At 42.1% G+C, this 13,165-nt stretch carries 16 protein-coding genes; 13 read left to right on the forward strand and 3 right to left on the reverse strand.

What is annotated here, in order from left to right; translation table 11 throughout:
• Nucleotides 1–568 (forward strand): cellulose binding domain-containing protein (locus CA598_RS29410; RefSeq protein ID WP_306440492.1); only part of this gene is annotated, 568 nt, incomplete at its 5' end.
• 346 nt (nucleotides 569–914) lie between these two features.
• Here CA598_RS29410 and CA598_RS29415 read toward each other — a convergent pair.
• On the reverse strand, nucleotides 915–1,655 hold the full coding sequence (locus tag CA598_RS29415; RefSeq protein WP_094878776.1) for an SDR family NAD(P)-dependent oxidoreductase: 741 nt from the start codon (nucleotides 1,653–1,655) through the stop codon (nucleotides 915–917).
• A 131-nt stretch (nucleotides 1,656–1,786) separates the two neighbouring features.
• Between CA598_RS29415 and CA598_RS29420 the strand changes: the two genes are divergently transcribed.
• Genes CA598_RS29420 through CA598_RS29430 form a run of 3 tightly spaced genes read left to right on the forward strand, consistent with a single transcriptional unit; the run spans nucleotide 1,787 to nucleotide 3,776 of the window.
• A complete protein-coding gene (locus tag CA598_RS29420) occupies nucleotides 1,787–2,680 on the forward strand; it encodes a LysR family transcriptional regulator (RefSeq protein WP_094878777.1) in 894 nt (297 codons plus the stop codon).
• A 50-nt stretch (nucleotides 2,681–2,730) separates the two neighbouring features.
• Nucleotides 2,731–3,030 (forward strand): hypothetical protein, encoded by a 300-nt coding sequence (locus tag CA598_RS29425; RefSeq protein WP_094878778.1) that lies wholly within the window; start codon nucleotides 2,731–2,733, stop codon nucleotides 3,028–3,030.
• Nucleotides 3,031–3,071: 41 nt separating this feature from the next.
• A complete protein-coding gene (locus CA598_RS29430) occupies nucleotides 3,072–3,776 on the forward strand; it encodes an SAM-dependent methyltransferase (protein ID WP_094878779.1) in 705 nt (234 codons plus the stop codon).
• A 103-nt stretch (nucleotides 3,777–3,879) separates the two neighbouring features.
• Here the strand turns inward: CA598_RS29430 and CA598_RS29435 are convergent, their stop codons facing one another.
• Nucleotides 3,880–5,094 (reverse strand): MFS transporter, encoded by a 1,215-nt coding sequence (locus tag CA598_RS29435; protein WP_094871297.1) that lies wholly within the window; start codon nucleotides 5,092–5,094, stop codon nucleotides 3,880–3,882.
• Between the two features lie 173 nt (nucleotides 5,095–5,267).
• Between CA598_RS29435 and CA598_RS29440 the strand changes: the two genes are divergently transcribed.
• From CA598_RS29440 to CA598_RS29465, 6 genes are all read left to right on the forward strand, one after another.
• Nucleotides 5,268–5,552 (forward strand): hypothetical protein, encoded by a 285-nt coding sequence (locus tag CA598_RS29440; protein ID WP_094871299.1) that lies wholly within the window; start codon nucleotides 5,268–5,270, stop codon nucleotides 5,550–5,552.
• Nucleotides 5,549–6,511, forward strand: a complete 963-nt coding sequence (locus tag CA598_RS29445) for a phosphotransferase enzyme family protein (protein ID WP_094871301.1) — start codon at nucleotides 5,549–5,551, stop codon at nucleotides 6,509–6,511. Before CA598_RS29440 ends, CA598_RS29445 begins: the two co-directional genes overlap by 4 nt.
• A 60-nt stretch (nucleotides 6,512–6,571) precedes the next feature.
• Nucleotides 6,572–7,057 carry a DUF3888 domain-containing protein gene (locus tag CA598_RS29450; protein ID WP_256990702.1) on the forward strand — a complete coding sequence of 162 codons (486 nt, stop codon included), beginning with the start codon at nucleotides 6,572–6,574 and terminating at the stop codon, nucleotides 7,055–7,057.
• Between the two features lie 175 nt (nucleotides 7,058–7,232).
• Complete coding sequence (locus CA598_RS29455) at nucleotides 7,233–7,568, forward strand: hypothetical protein (protein WP_256989873.1); 336 nt, start codon at nucleotides 7,233–7,235, stop codon at nucleotides 7,566–7,568.
• On the forward strand, nucleotides 7,569–8,717 hold the full coding sequence (gene dnaN / locus CA598_RS29460) for a DNA polymerase III subunit beta (RefSeq protein ID WP_094878780.1): 1,149 nt from the start codon (nucleotides 7,569–7,571) through the stop codon (nucleotides 8,715–8,717).
• Nucleotides 8,718–8,787: 70 nt separating this feature from the next.
• Nucleotides 8,788–9,408, forward strand: coding sequence for a hypothetical protein (locus CA598_RS29465; RefSeq protein WP_094871307.1), 621 nt, complete (start codon nucleotides 8,788–8,790; stop codon nucleotides 9,406–9,408).
• 108 nt (nucleotides 9,409–9,516) lie between these two features.
• On the opposite strand, the gene CA598_RS29470 is transcribed toward CA598_RS29465, so the two are convergent.
• Nucleotides 9,517–10,134, reverse strand: coding sequence for a nitroreductase family protein (locus CA598_RS29470; RefSeq protein ID WP_094878781.1), 618 nt, complete (start codon nucleotides 10,132–10,134; stop codon nucleotides 9,517–9,519).
• Nucleotides 10,135–10,397: 263 nt separating this feature from the next.
• Here CA598_RS29470 and CA598_RS29475 point away from each other — a divergent pair, with 263 nt between their 5' ends.
• The 3 genes from CA598_RS29475 to CA598_RS29485 all read left to right on the forward strand — a co-directional run bounded on the left by CA598_RS29475 (nucleotide 10,398) and on the right by CA598_RS29485 (nucleotide 13,122).
• Nucleotides 10,398–11,237 (forward strand): DUF2785 domain-containing protein, encoded by an 840-nt coding sequence (locus CA598_RS29475; protein ID WP_094878784.1) that lies wholly within the window; start codon nucleotides 10,398–10,400, stop codon nucleotides 11,235–11,237.
• A gap of 223 nt (nucleotides 11,238–11,460) precedes the next feature.
• Nucleotides 11,461–11,904 (forward strand): helical membrane plugin domain-containing protein, encoded by a 444-nt coding sequence (locus CA598_RS29480; RefSeq protein ID WP_094871310.1) that lies wholly within the window; start codon nucleotides 11,461–11,463, stop codon nucleotides 11,902–11,904.
• Nucleotides 11,905–11,943: 39 nt separating this feature from the next.
• The gene (locus CA598_RS29485; RefSeq protein WP_042126690.1) at nucleotides 11,944–13,122 is read left to right on the forward strand and encodes an NAD(P)/FAD-dependent oxidoreductase; all 1,179 of its coding nucleotides are present in this window, start codon (nucleotides 11,944–11,946) and stop codon (nucleotides 13,120–13,122) included.
• The last annotated feature ends 43 nt before the right edge of the window (nucleotides 13,123–13,165 follow it).

Consider the following 13,165-nt stretch of genomic DNA (forward strand, 5'->3'; position numbering starts at 1 on the left):
ATCGTATCTAGCGACACAAGCGTTAGGAACAACAACGTTATCTTTTGAGTTTAGTGCAGGAGCTGCGCAATCCTTGGCGTTCACCATTGCAGATACGACAGTAGCTCCTACAGCAGCACTGAAGGTACAGATGTATAACGGTACATTATCTGCTTCTGGAAATACACTGAATCCAAAGTTTAAACTGGTGAATACGAGTACAAGTGCAGTTACTCTCTCTGATGTGAAATTAAGATACTATTACACGATTGATGGGGAGAAGCCGCAAAGCTTCTTCTGCGATTGGTCACAGGTGGGAAGTGCGAATGTAACTGGAGCGTTTGTGAAGCTGCCAACCGCTAAAGCGGATGCGGATTATTATTTTGAGATCGGATTCACAAGTGCAGCAGGTTCACTTGCTGCGGGTGGCAGCATCGATATCCAGGTGCGTGTGTCTAAAGAGGACTGGACGAATTACACGCAAACCGGAGATTATTCCTTTAATGCGGTGGATACCAATTATGTGGACTGGAGCAAAGCACCCGTGTACGTCTCAGGTAATCTGATTTGGGGTAGTGAACCTAACTAAGAATCTTCACCAAGCACTACATTGAAAATGCTGTCCTAAAAGTAGAGATTTCTACTTTTGGGGCGGCTTCTTTTTTTGTAGAATAAGCTAAACCATGGCCAGGTGTAGGCTAGAGAATAATTAGGGAATAACTCCCTGTAAATAGCCGATTTTAGCCTTAAATGAACGAAAACAGGGAATTCCTCCCTAAAAATCAGGGGGATTTCTTTATTTTTCAGCAAATCAGCTAAATTATAGGGAGATTTTCCGTAATTACTAATTGGATGAGTAGATTTGTCAGAATTATAGGGAGAAATTCCCTAATGATTCTATCGGCGCTTCAATTGATATGCCGTTTGTTTTGTTGTTACAATGTTTGTCCACTGTCTACAGTAATGATCTGCCCGGTTATGGCTTCCTGTTCCAGAGTTGCGCAGACGAATTGAGCGATATCCTCAGTGGATGAAATACGCTGGAGCAGCAGATTAGGGGCTAATTGATGCATCTGTTCTTCTCGACCAGACCACCATCGAGTAGCAACAGCACCCGGTGCGACACAGTTCACTCTAATCGTTGGAGCTAGCGCATGAGCTAGAGATTTCGTAAGGCCATGAACAGCCGCTTTGGAGACGGCATAAGGAAGGGAGGAGCCTAATCCAGTGTTTCCGGCGATACTGCCGAGATTGACGATGGCTCCTGAGGCACTTTTATGCATATACGGTGCAACTGCTCTGGCGCAAAAAAACATTCCTTTCACATTTACAGCATATAGTTCATCCCAGACTTCCTCCGTTGCTTTTTCCAGATCACCCAGCGAAATATGTTTAGTAATACTGGCGTTATTCACCAGCAGATCAACCGTCCCAAAATGCTGAATAATCGAATGAACCATACTTCGCACTTCCTGATCCTTAGAAACATCGGCTTGTACTGCTATCGCTTGCCCACCTTGATTTATAATCGTATTCACGGTTTCATTAGCTTCTGCCTCGGATCTGGAATAGTTCACTGCAACAAAGGCTCCGCGTCGGGCTAATTCCAGACTTACAGCCATGCCAATTCCAGTACCACCACCAGTTACTAAGGCTACTTTATGGTTTAGATTCATCCTCATTCACTCCTTTGGTTGGCATATGTTGTTGATAGAGAGTATTCTATAATGATTATCGGATTTCGTATAATTGAATTAATTGAAGATTTGGTTCAATTTAATTGAACTAAGTAGTGGAGGGCTCAGGAATGGATCTAAAAACAATAAAAACCTTTCAAGCCATTGTGATTTCAGGAAGCTTTAACCGTGCAGCAGAGGCATTAAATTATGCTCAATCAACGGTCACGATGCAAATGCAGAGGCTTGAAACCGACTTAGGATGTCAATTGCTTGAGCGGGGAAAACAAATCAGCTTAACAGAAGCTGGTAGATTGTTTTATGAAGAGAGCTTACATATTGTTAAGGATATGGAGCGGCTACAGAGCCGTTTGGCCGATTTGAAGATAGGCGAGGCTGGCAACGTCCGCATAGGGGTAACGGATCCGACGGCGAGCTATCGTTTGCCGCAGTTGTTAAGTAGTTTTATGACGCAGTTTCCGAAAGTGAGGGTCTCCGTGGAGATCGCGGGAACCGCTGCACTCAGTGAACTACTTTTGCGAGGCGAAATTGATATGGCTGTTTGTTCAGCACCAGAGCTGGGGAAAGAGCTTTATTTTGAACCCTTATTTACGGAGGAATTTGTGTTACTTATGCCAGAAGAGCATCCGTTAGCTTCCAAAGAGAATATCACGCCAGAGGATTTACGGGCTCATCGGTTACTTATAACGGCAGTGAACTGTCCTTATCGCAAAAAACTAGAAAATGTGCTGCAGGAATCAGGTGGAGCACCAGTAGATACTATGGAGATTGGAAGCATGACAGCTCTAAAATATTTTGTGGAAAGTGGTTTAGGTGTCGCTCTTGTCCCTGAGATTATGCTGAATCCAGCGCCTGCAGGAACGGTATTGCGGAAGCTGGAGGGAGAAATGATTGATATGACTTGCGGAATCCTATGCAAACTTTCGGATTATCCGTTCAAGCTAGCGAGCTCCAAATTGTATCATTTTTTAAAGCAGGAACTAATCTCAACAAGGATATTTTGAATTTTAAACGAATTGTTAAGAAATAGAAAAAATAGAGAGGGCGGTGTTTGATGTTTTTTAGGAGGAAATTCAGTTTCTGGCTTTCGATTATTAGTATCATCATCTGTCTGGGTGATTATTTGGGGATTGAGATTGCAAACATCATTCTTGTGCGACTTAATCCAATTATAGATACGCTGATCTTTATGAAGCCCTTTGCAAACTGGATGGTTGATGTTAATAATACGGAATGGGCTGCAAGCAGTATACTAATCAGCGTCAAATTCCCCACGTATGTAATTCATTTTGGGACGTTCCTAATTTTAGGACTTCTTATAGATTATCTTATACATATATTTAAACAGAAGTGAAAAGCGAGCCTATTAGCCGAGATGAGGAAAGGTGAGATGAGATGAGCGGAGCAGAGAGAAAGCTTGAGTTAGAGAGGATTGTTTTTATTGGAAGGACCTTTGAAGAGTATTTGCAGATGTTCAAATTGCAAGAAGCGGATCTTGTAGGCCGGCGGATTTTAGATTGTCCTGCAGGTGCCTGCTCTTTTACAGCAATATCGAATCAGTTAGGGAGTGACGTGACTGCTGCGGATATCGCTTATTACTACTCTGCGGAAGAGCTTGGAGATAAAGGGGTTCAAGATATTGAGCATGCTATGTCTGAGTTGGATAAGGTACAGGGAAATTTTGTATGGGACTACTTCAAGTCTATAGAGGATTTAACACAAGCGAGAAGTAAGGCATTAAACGATAACATCAAGGATCAGAGACAAACCCCGAAGCGATATGTTCCTGTGATTTTACCTAATCTGCCGTTCAATGATGAGGATTTTGATCTGACATTGTCCGCGCATTTCCTATTTACGTATAATGATCGGCTGGACTATGATTTTCATCTAAGGACTGTTAATGAACTTATGCGGGTGACTAGAGGAGAGCTTCGTATTTTCCCTTTAGTTGATTTGTCTTGCAAAAGATATGAGTATCTAGATCGCCTTATAGATGAGATGGTTCAACAAGGCTTTGCTGTGGCGGAGATGGAGGTTCCTTATGAATTTCAAAAAGGGGCAAATCAGATGCTAAGCATTAGAAGAATGAAGCCATAAGAAAGTAGATAGCTATAGTTTGTAAAATAAAAACGAGGGTCCCTAAGCTATTTTTATCGCTTTGGAGACACCCTCGTTTTGTTAAATATTGCTTTATAAAAAATTACGCTACTTTCTCTTTGCGTTCTGCTATATAACAAGCAATCCCAAGTACCAGACCGAGTCCTACCAGAACGGCACCGACCCATGGCAGCGAAGTAATCGCAAGATGAGAAATGACCCATCCACCGATGAAGGCACCCGTTGCATTCCCTAGATTCCCTGCGGAGTGGCTAGTCGTTGAAGCGAGTGCGGGAGCGGCCTGAGCCAGACTCATGATCCGTATTTGTAGTCCTGGCATAACCGCAAAGGACACCAAACCCCAGAAGAAGATTGTAATGACCGCAGCAATTGGACTGTGCATTGTAAAGGAAAATATCGTAAGAATGACACTAACTGCAAAATAAAGTCCCACGATAGAAGGCATCAGCTTCCAATCCGCTAGCTTCCCACCAATGATATTTCCGATGGTTACACCACAGCCAAAGAGGACTAGAATCCATGTCACGCTATGCTCGGCAAATCCGGTCACCTGCTGAAGCAGGGGCGCAATATAAGTGAACACCGTGAACAAGCTGGCGTTACCAAGCGCACCGATCAGTAAGAATAGAAGCAATTTAGGATTAGCTAGCGCAGAAATTTGCTGGATTACACTAGCAGGTTTGTCTTGTTTAAGCTTTGGAATGAAAATAAGAATGCCGATTAGTGCAACGACTCCCATGACTGCTATCGCAGCAAATGAGGCGCGCCAGCCCATGCTTTGTCCAATAAATGTTCCTAAAGGAACGCCAACAATATTGGCTATCGTTAAACCCGCCATCATAATAGATACGGCTCCGGCCCTCCTATTGGGCTTGACCAGATTAGAAGCGATCACTGCGCCCACGCCAAAGAAAGTTCCGTGTGTTAAAGCTGTGATGATACGAGCTATCATAAGAACGGCATAGTTTGGAGCAAATACTGAGATTCCGTTACCTAGAATAAATAATACCATGAGCAGACATAACAGTTTCTTTTGCGGAATTCGTTGTGTAAGGATGGTTAGGATTGGAGCGCCGACGGCTACCCCAAGGGCATACATCGTAATGAGCTGGCCTGCCGTTGAAATACTAACCTGTAAATCTTTGGCTACATTTGGTAAAATACCCATGATGACAAATTCAGTCATTCCAATGGCAAAAGCGCCTACCGTAAGCGAAAGAATAGAGATGGGGAAAGGTTCTTTGCGTGTTTTTTCCACACGGGCTGGTTCCTTGTTGAGGCTTGGAATTGCGTTCATGGTGCCGATGTTCAACCTTTCTTCTGTCTGTAATGAAGCTCCACCCTTATTGAGATGATAGATCCGACATGTAGTACTGCTTTATATTATTTAGTTTTCTGAAATTATTTTCAAGAGAAATATTTATTTCAGATATTTTCATTTTAAGTAATCATAGAAGGGATGAATTATTCATGATGGATGAAGGTGTAGTTCAAGTGCTCGAATTACCGGAGATGAAGCTAATAGGCTTGAGTATTACTTCTTCTTTTGTAGGGGGCGAGACGGAAAGAGTAGAAGCGATGAAGCGAGAGCAGTATGTTCATGTAAAATCCCAAGGTGATTCCTATGAGGTTCTTCATAGTTATGTAAGGGAAAACGATTTGCAAAGTAATGATCGTGCACTGGCGATTGAAGTTTATCAGTTTGCTAATCCTACATGGCCTGATGAGGTTGATGTGTACATTCCATTGCGATGAGAAATAATTATAAGCAAGCAGCTTTAATGGCGCTCCAGCACTTTGACCTCGATTGGACACAGATTCGTTTCAACCAACGATCGGACACTTGCACTTTTGTAATAGAGACCAATAAAGAGGGGACTTTTTTGCTGCGTCTTCACTCGGGGAGATCTAAAGAGGAAATTAACTCTGAAATCGCTTGGCTGGAGCTTTTGACGAGCAAAATGGATGTCCCCCTGCCGAAAGGGGTTCATGATCGAACAGGTTCTGTTACGTTCAAAGTGGAGCAAGGTAATGGGGATGGTATATATGCATCGTTAATGCGCTGGGTTGAAGGTGAACATGCGAACGAAAGACTTACCGAAGAACAAATTTACAAAGAAGGCGTTTTATTAGCCGAGCTACATAAAGCGGCACAGGAGCTTGAGTTACCTCCAGGTTTTAATCGTCCCGTGTGGGATGAACATAGCTTTAGAAAAGCAATGCTCCGATTAAAGCTGCACTACCATAGTTTTCTTTCGGATGATGAGTTCGTTAGGTATCAGTCTGCGGCTGAGAAATTATACGGCTGGTTAAGCAAGCAGCACAAAAATAAGAACAGAAGGACATATGGGGTTATCCATGGTGATTTACATCAAGGGAACATCATATTTAAAGAGGGTGAACCTCGACCGATTGATTTCGGAAGATGTGGCTGGGGATATTATCTTTATGATGTGGCACATACCATTCTTGGGCTGTATCCTTTACAAAGAGAACTGGTCATTAGGGGTTACGAAAGTGTGGCCAAGCTTGATGGGGAGTGGTTTCAGACTTTAGAGAATTTTATGGTCATGGTTATGATCGAAAATTATTGCCATCACGCACCCGACCCTAGAGAAACCGAGGGACTGAAAGCAGAACAGCCTTATGCGCAAGCGATTCTAAGGAATTATCTTAGGGGAGCTCCCTTCCTTTTTAACACCATTGAGATTTAGCGTATAAAAATAGGGCCTCATTGGGGAATTTATTAAAAGTTCCCTAAGGAGGCTGTTTTGATGAAAAAAAACTGGATTGCTCCTCTTCTTATCGCAGTGATGTTCTTGCTGGGGCAACAACCTTGCTCCGCTAATGGGTTTGTTCAACCGCCAGCCGAGGCTCCGTCTAGATCTGATTCGGAACCGAAGCTTCCAGATCAGGATTCCCGCGAGCTCATGTATAAAGACACAATGATGCTCTTTCTTTTACCCTATATTGAGAAAAAAATGGCTGAGATTTATGCGCCACTTCTAACGATAACTCCGACTGTCTATCCTTATTTAGTGGACGTTACTGATATGAAGCGAGTGAATGGGTTTCGTCGGTTCGATTTCTTAATTACACTCAACATACACCCTACAGTGGGTCCACATCTTTCCGTCGGAGAGGATACTATGACTTTTAGAATCACTCCTGGTCCTAAGGTGAAGTTAGAATCATTCAAGCATTTGAGAGACCCGAGAAAGTCTGATTTTACACCAAATTACCAGAATATCTTGAGGTAGGGCGGTAATTAACTCTTACAATCACAATTTCGAACACTACCCAGCTAACCACACTCCGATCTATGGGGTGTTTTTTTGTGTCTAGAGCGGTGGTGGATTATTGCCATGTATGGTATTATGAAAATAGTAGTTATATTGATTTTAGTTACTAAATTCAAAGTGTGAGGTGTAAGGATTGAGTGATCATAAATTCGAAGACGAACACAGCGATGAAATTTTAAGTGAATTCAAATCTAAAATCACAAGCGATATCACAAGTAGCTCTAAGGATAAAGTTAAGGTAGGCGTAGCTACTAAAGACGGGCAGTTAGGGTTTCTTTTTACGAGGGGAGGTCTTCGGGAAGGGGCTGGAAGAAAAAGCACCGGTATAACTAAAAAGGTCTCTTTGACGCTTCCAGAAAACATCTGGCAGGAGATAGAGCAGGCTTGTGAGGAACAGAACGTATCTCGCTCCCAGGTATTTCGGAACATTATTGAGGCGCATTTTGCAAAGGAATCTAAGGAGAGTTAGGTGAAATCTTTGCTAATCCATGTGTCAAAAGATTCTCTCAGCACTGCACTACAAGCAACCTTAAAAGCTATAACCGCGAATAGTTCCTCACGTGCTCTTACCGGAATACATATTCAGGCGCAAGCGGAGGGTCTGACTTTAACAGCCAGCAATATAAGAATGACCATTGAATATAAGCTTCCTGTGAAGATGGATTCGATGATTGTACACAAATCAGGTGAGATCGTAGTGCCCGCACGTTATTTTTATGAGATCATCCGCAAGCTTGACCCTGGATTAATTAGCCTGGAAATCGCAGAGACATTGATTCTAAATATCCAATCGGGCAATACCCAGTTTCGTTTATGCGGGATGGACACTGCAGAATTTCCAAGAATCCATTACATGGATCATCCAAACATCCAAAAGATACGCATGAAGAACACACTTTTGAAGCGAATATTTAAACATGTGGTTTTTGCGGTTTCTTCGTTGGAAACTAGACCTGTACTCACAGGAGTTTCACTTCAAATAGATAATCACAATATTCGCGTAGTCGCCACTGATGGCATCCGCCTGGCTCAGCTTGTTGTGGAAAACGTAGAAGATTACGAAGCAAGTCCTTTAAATGTCATTATACCGGGCAGCACTCTTCAGGATCTTTTAAAAATGATAAACGATAATGAGGGCAGCAGCACCCAAATCGAGATAGGTCAGAAACAAATCAGATTTATTTCTGATGGCTTGAGGGTTCAGTCTGCGCTATTAGAGGGCACATATCCCTTTGTCGATCATTTAATTCCGCAGGTGTACCTCTCCGAAGTGATTGTTAATACAGAGCGTTTGTTGCTTGTCGTTGAACGTATTGCTATATTGGCTGGTGAAAGTGTAACGCTCGGTGTACTTCCCTCCGGTATACTTCATTTAATATCCTGGACCGCCGACGTAGGTGAGGCAAAAGAGGAGATTCCATTGGAGTATCTAGAAGGTGAATATTTTCGAGCAGCTTTTAACGGGAAATATTTCAGAGACATCCTTCGGGCGATTGATAGTGAGACGCTTATCATAAGGTTTGCTGGAAAAGAAAGACCACTGGTGATACAGCCTGTAGACATGACTTCATCCACACTTTTTTTAATTACACCAATGAGGACGCAGGATGGAGGATAGTCATATGAGCTTGCTAAGAAGAGTTCTTTTCGTTGAAAAATATTATATTAATTACTTGGAGGGATGATCTGTGAATCTGTTTCAGATGGGATCAAAGCCGCTTGGGACCGAAAGAATCACGACATTTTTAGAGGATAATTATGTGAGTATCGGATATCCCGGAATAGGGGATTTGGAGAACATCAGTAAAGTGGAGCTCCGCGATCGGATGATTCATACATACCGATACAGTGAGTTGGAGCTTACAGAACATTTACAAGCCATTCATCTGTTCGTACATACGATGCAGGATGGTGATTATGTGCTGGTGTGTGATGGAGATTGGGTACATCTAGGTGATCTTGGCGATTATTTTTACAATGAATTATTTGACGCGCCAGACCTCGGTACATGCCATCGACGTGGTGTAACTTGGCTGAAAAGTCTTCCTATAACCGATCTAAACGTAGAGGTAAAAGAATTTCTTAGCGATAGTGGGATAGTTAAACAGTATAAGGGGCCGATGCCTAGTGCTCGTGTGGATCTGTGGATTACAGGTTCTTCTGATTCAGAGCAAGCGGTGATTAATCGAGTGCATGTGGATGAAGAGACATTATCAATGGCGCTCGATATTTTGAAGGAAGCTCTTGTTAGTGAGAGCGCCGAACGACGGGAACGAGCAGCGATTGCAATTCTTCAGTATGCTAAGTAGTGGAGAAGAGGTTTAAGCTCCTCATCCTTAGTAAAAAAAGCGTTCCGTCCGAACTTCAATATCGGATGAAACGCTTTTGTTATATCTATCGATATCTTCCTGTAACCCTTAGATAAATTCAACGAATTCATTGACCGGCTTACGATAGCCACGTGGTCTGATTTTATGTTTCTTGTCTTTGCCAATTGTAATCAGCATAACCGGTACCATATGATCGGGTAGATTTAAAGTGGATTGAATGGCTTCCGGATCAAAGCCGATCATCGGGCAGGTATCCCAGCCTTTATCTTTGGCAATCAGCATAAAGTGCATGGCAGACAGGGAGGCATTTCGTATCGCTTCATCTCTTTGAAAAGCATCCTTTCCTGCGTAAGCATTGTTAATCGTTTCAATCTCTGCATCATAATCCTCTGGACTCATCGCCCCTAAAGCTTTAAGTCCACCGTAGATTTCTGGAGCTTTCAAATAAGCTTGTTTATCTCCGAGTACTACAATTACCGCTGAGGCGGAATGTATTTTATATTGACCGTAAGCCGCCTTACGAATCTCCTCTTTTAAATTCTCATCAGAAACCACTTTGTAATTGGTATGTTGAAGATTATAAGCCGATGGTGCCAATCTGGCGTAAGAGAACATTTCCTCTAATTCATTCTGAGGGATCTTCACCCCTTCAACAAAATTCATAGCAGACCTGCGGGATTCAATTAAATCTGTAAAAGTGCTCATGAGTTATTCCTCCATATGTTATGTATTTGCTTGTTAATTATAAATAGGTGATATTTATAAATGAACTAACTATTAGTTACTAACTCAAAATAGCACAGTTAATTATATTCGTCAATGATTAAATTCACTTCATTTACATTCAGCTATCGAAGTACTTTGGAGTGTCGAAGAATAAATACTACGTTGTAAAATATTGGGATGTAAATTAGGATATTAGGATATGAAAAATTTAAATTGCTTTTATTAATGAAAGGGTAGGAATGTTGAACGATACTAGAGCGCAGTTGATAATAGACCTGCAAAGAATTGAAGAGAACGATTACGAGCTTAGAAGTGGGGAGCAATTTAGGGATTATGTGAAATTGATGCTTGAGTACATAGGAGATCCACAGCCGAAGCTAAGAGATGACTTGATCTATTCCACCTTCTACAAATGGATTAACGAGAAACAATGGTTTAGTGATGCGGAGCTACGTGAGCTGCTCCTGATTCTTCTTGATGAGCAGCATTTGTTCTATCACATTGGCAGTAAGGACGATCCGGCTGTGTTCACCAGAACATTTTCTGTACTGGTCGTTGTGCTTATTCTTCAGCGGCATAGGGAACAGGGGTTGTTAGATAGCGCTGCGTTTACAAATGTGAAGGAATCCTTAATTAGATATTATGAGGAAGAACAGGATTTACGAGGATTTACACCTGTAGCAGGCTGGGCACACGCTGCGGCCCATGGCGCAGATGCTTTGGATGAACTGGTACTGTGCTCAGAGAGTGATGCAACGATCCGGGAAGAGGTTCTGGCAGTCATCCAAAGGATGCTTTACAACGATCAGTACATATTTAGCGACGAAGAGGATGAACGGATCGCTACGATTGTAGCTACAATGATAGATCATCATTTACTTGCAGAGCTGTCTATAGTGGATTGGATCGGAAGTTTGGAGCAATGCGGAGGGTGGCCGCGAAGTCGTAACAAGTATGTGGCTCGTGTGAATACAAAGAATTTCCTTCGTTCACTTTATTTTAGGTTGCTTCCGAAGAAGAATCCGGATTTGGTATCCGTTATATTGAAGGCGGAAATGAATTTGAATGAATTTACTGAATAAGCATTTACTCAATAAGCATTTACTCAATCAAATGTGTATAAATGATATCAAGAATTTTAACTATCCCGTTTTAATGTAATAAAAATCACAAAACTTTAGAGAAATTCAAAAACTTTGTGACATTTATAACTTGATAAGTGCTATAATAGAAATATGGCGTCACAAGTTATTATTTTTTTATTACTACTAAGCAGCAAAGCTTATTTGCAGAGGAGATTCGGATATGTCAGAAACAATCACTCAAACAACCCCTGAACAAGAATCACCAAAATTAGCTGTCACTCAAGAACAAATGAATGTTCTGGAGCAGCTATTGAAACCTGAAGTTCAGGAATCGTTAACGGTTCTAGTGGAACAGTTGCCAAAATTAACAGAGCTTGCCGGCGTGCTCACAAAGTCATATGACTTTGTTCAAACTGTCGCTGCGGATGAAGTCTTGAAAAGTGATACGGTAAGTGCAATTAAAGAACTTGCTGAACCTGTGGTGCATTCGGCGAAGAATATGGCAGCTACAGTGATCGAAGCGCAAGATCGTGCGAATGAAAGCAAAGAAGTGATCGGTGTATTTGGTCTAATGAAGATGCTTAAAGATCCACAAGCACAGAAGCTTTTCCGTTTTGTAAATGCTTATCTTCAAGTCGCCGGCGAACGCAGTCAGCAGAAATAATATTTTTTATATCTCATTCGTAAGGACGGAGGAAACATCATGTCTAAACATATTGTCATTCTAGGAGCAGGTTATGGTGGTCTACTAAGCGCCTTAACTGTACGCAAGTACCTGAAGAAAGACGAAGCTAAAATTACAGTCGTTAACCAATATCCTACACATCAAATTATTACAGAATTACATCGTCTTGCAGCGGGTAGTGTTGCAGAGGGTGCTGTTGCTATGCCACTGGCTAAGCTTTTTGCCGGCAAAGATATCGACCTGAAAATCGCAAAGGTTAACTCTTTTTCTGTTGAGAACAAACAAATTACACTATCTGATGGTGTGACATTGTCCTATGATGCTCTAGTTGTGGGTCTTGGAAGCACTACGGCTTATTTCGGCATTCCAGGTCTTGAGCAATACAGTATGGTATTGAAATCGGCAGCGGATGCTAACAGAATTCATCGTCATATTGATGAGCGTATCCGTGAATATGCGAAGTCTAAGAATCCAGCAGATGCAAGCATCCTAATCGGCGGCGGTGGCTTAACAGGTGTTGAACTTGTTGGTGAAATCGCTGATGTGTTGCCAACACTCACTAAAAAATATGGCGTAGATCCTAAAGAAATTAAACTGATGCTCGTTGAAGCAGGTCCTAAGATTCTTCCAGTATTGCCAGATGCACTGATCGAGCGTGCAGTGGCTAGCTTAGAAAAACGTGGTGTTCAATTCTTGACAGGTCTACCTGTTACGAATGTAGCGGATAATGTCATTGACTTGAAAGATGGTCAAAAAATTGTTGCTAACACCTTCGTATGGACTGGCGGCGTACAAGGAAATCCACTGATTGGTGAATCCGGTCTTGAAGTGAACCGTGGTCGTGCAACGGTAAATGAATTCTTGCAATCCACATCTCACAAGGATGTATTCGTTGCTGGCGACAGCGCTGTTGTCTTTGCCGAAGATGGTCGTCCATATCCACCAACTGCACAAATCGCTTGGCAAATGGGTGAATTGATCGGGTACAATCTTTATGCATACTTGAAGGATAAATCATTTGAATCCTTTAGTCCGATCAACTCAGGTACGCTTGCCAGCTTGGGTCGTAAAGACGGTGTAGCCATCGTTGGTGCTAGCTCAACACCGCTAAAAGGCTTGCCTGCAACCTTGATGAAGGAAGCAAGTAATATTCGTTACTTGTCTCACATTAAAGGATTGTTTAGCTTAGCTTATTAATTGTATTATTGGAAAGGGGCTGTCCCAAAAGCCAAGTACTGGC

Source organism: Paenibacillus sp. VTT E-133291, assembly GCF_002264395.1.
GTDB classification, from domain to species: Bacteria; Bacillota; Bacilli; order Paenibacillales; family Paenibacillaceae; genus Paenibacillus_AQ; species Paenibacillus_AQ nitricinens.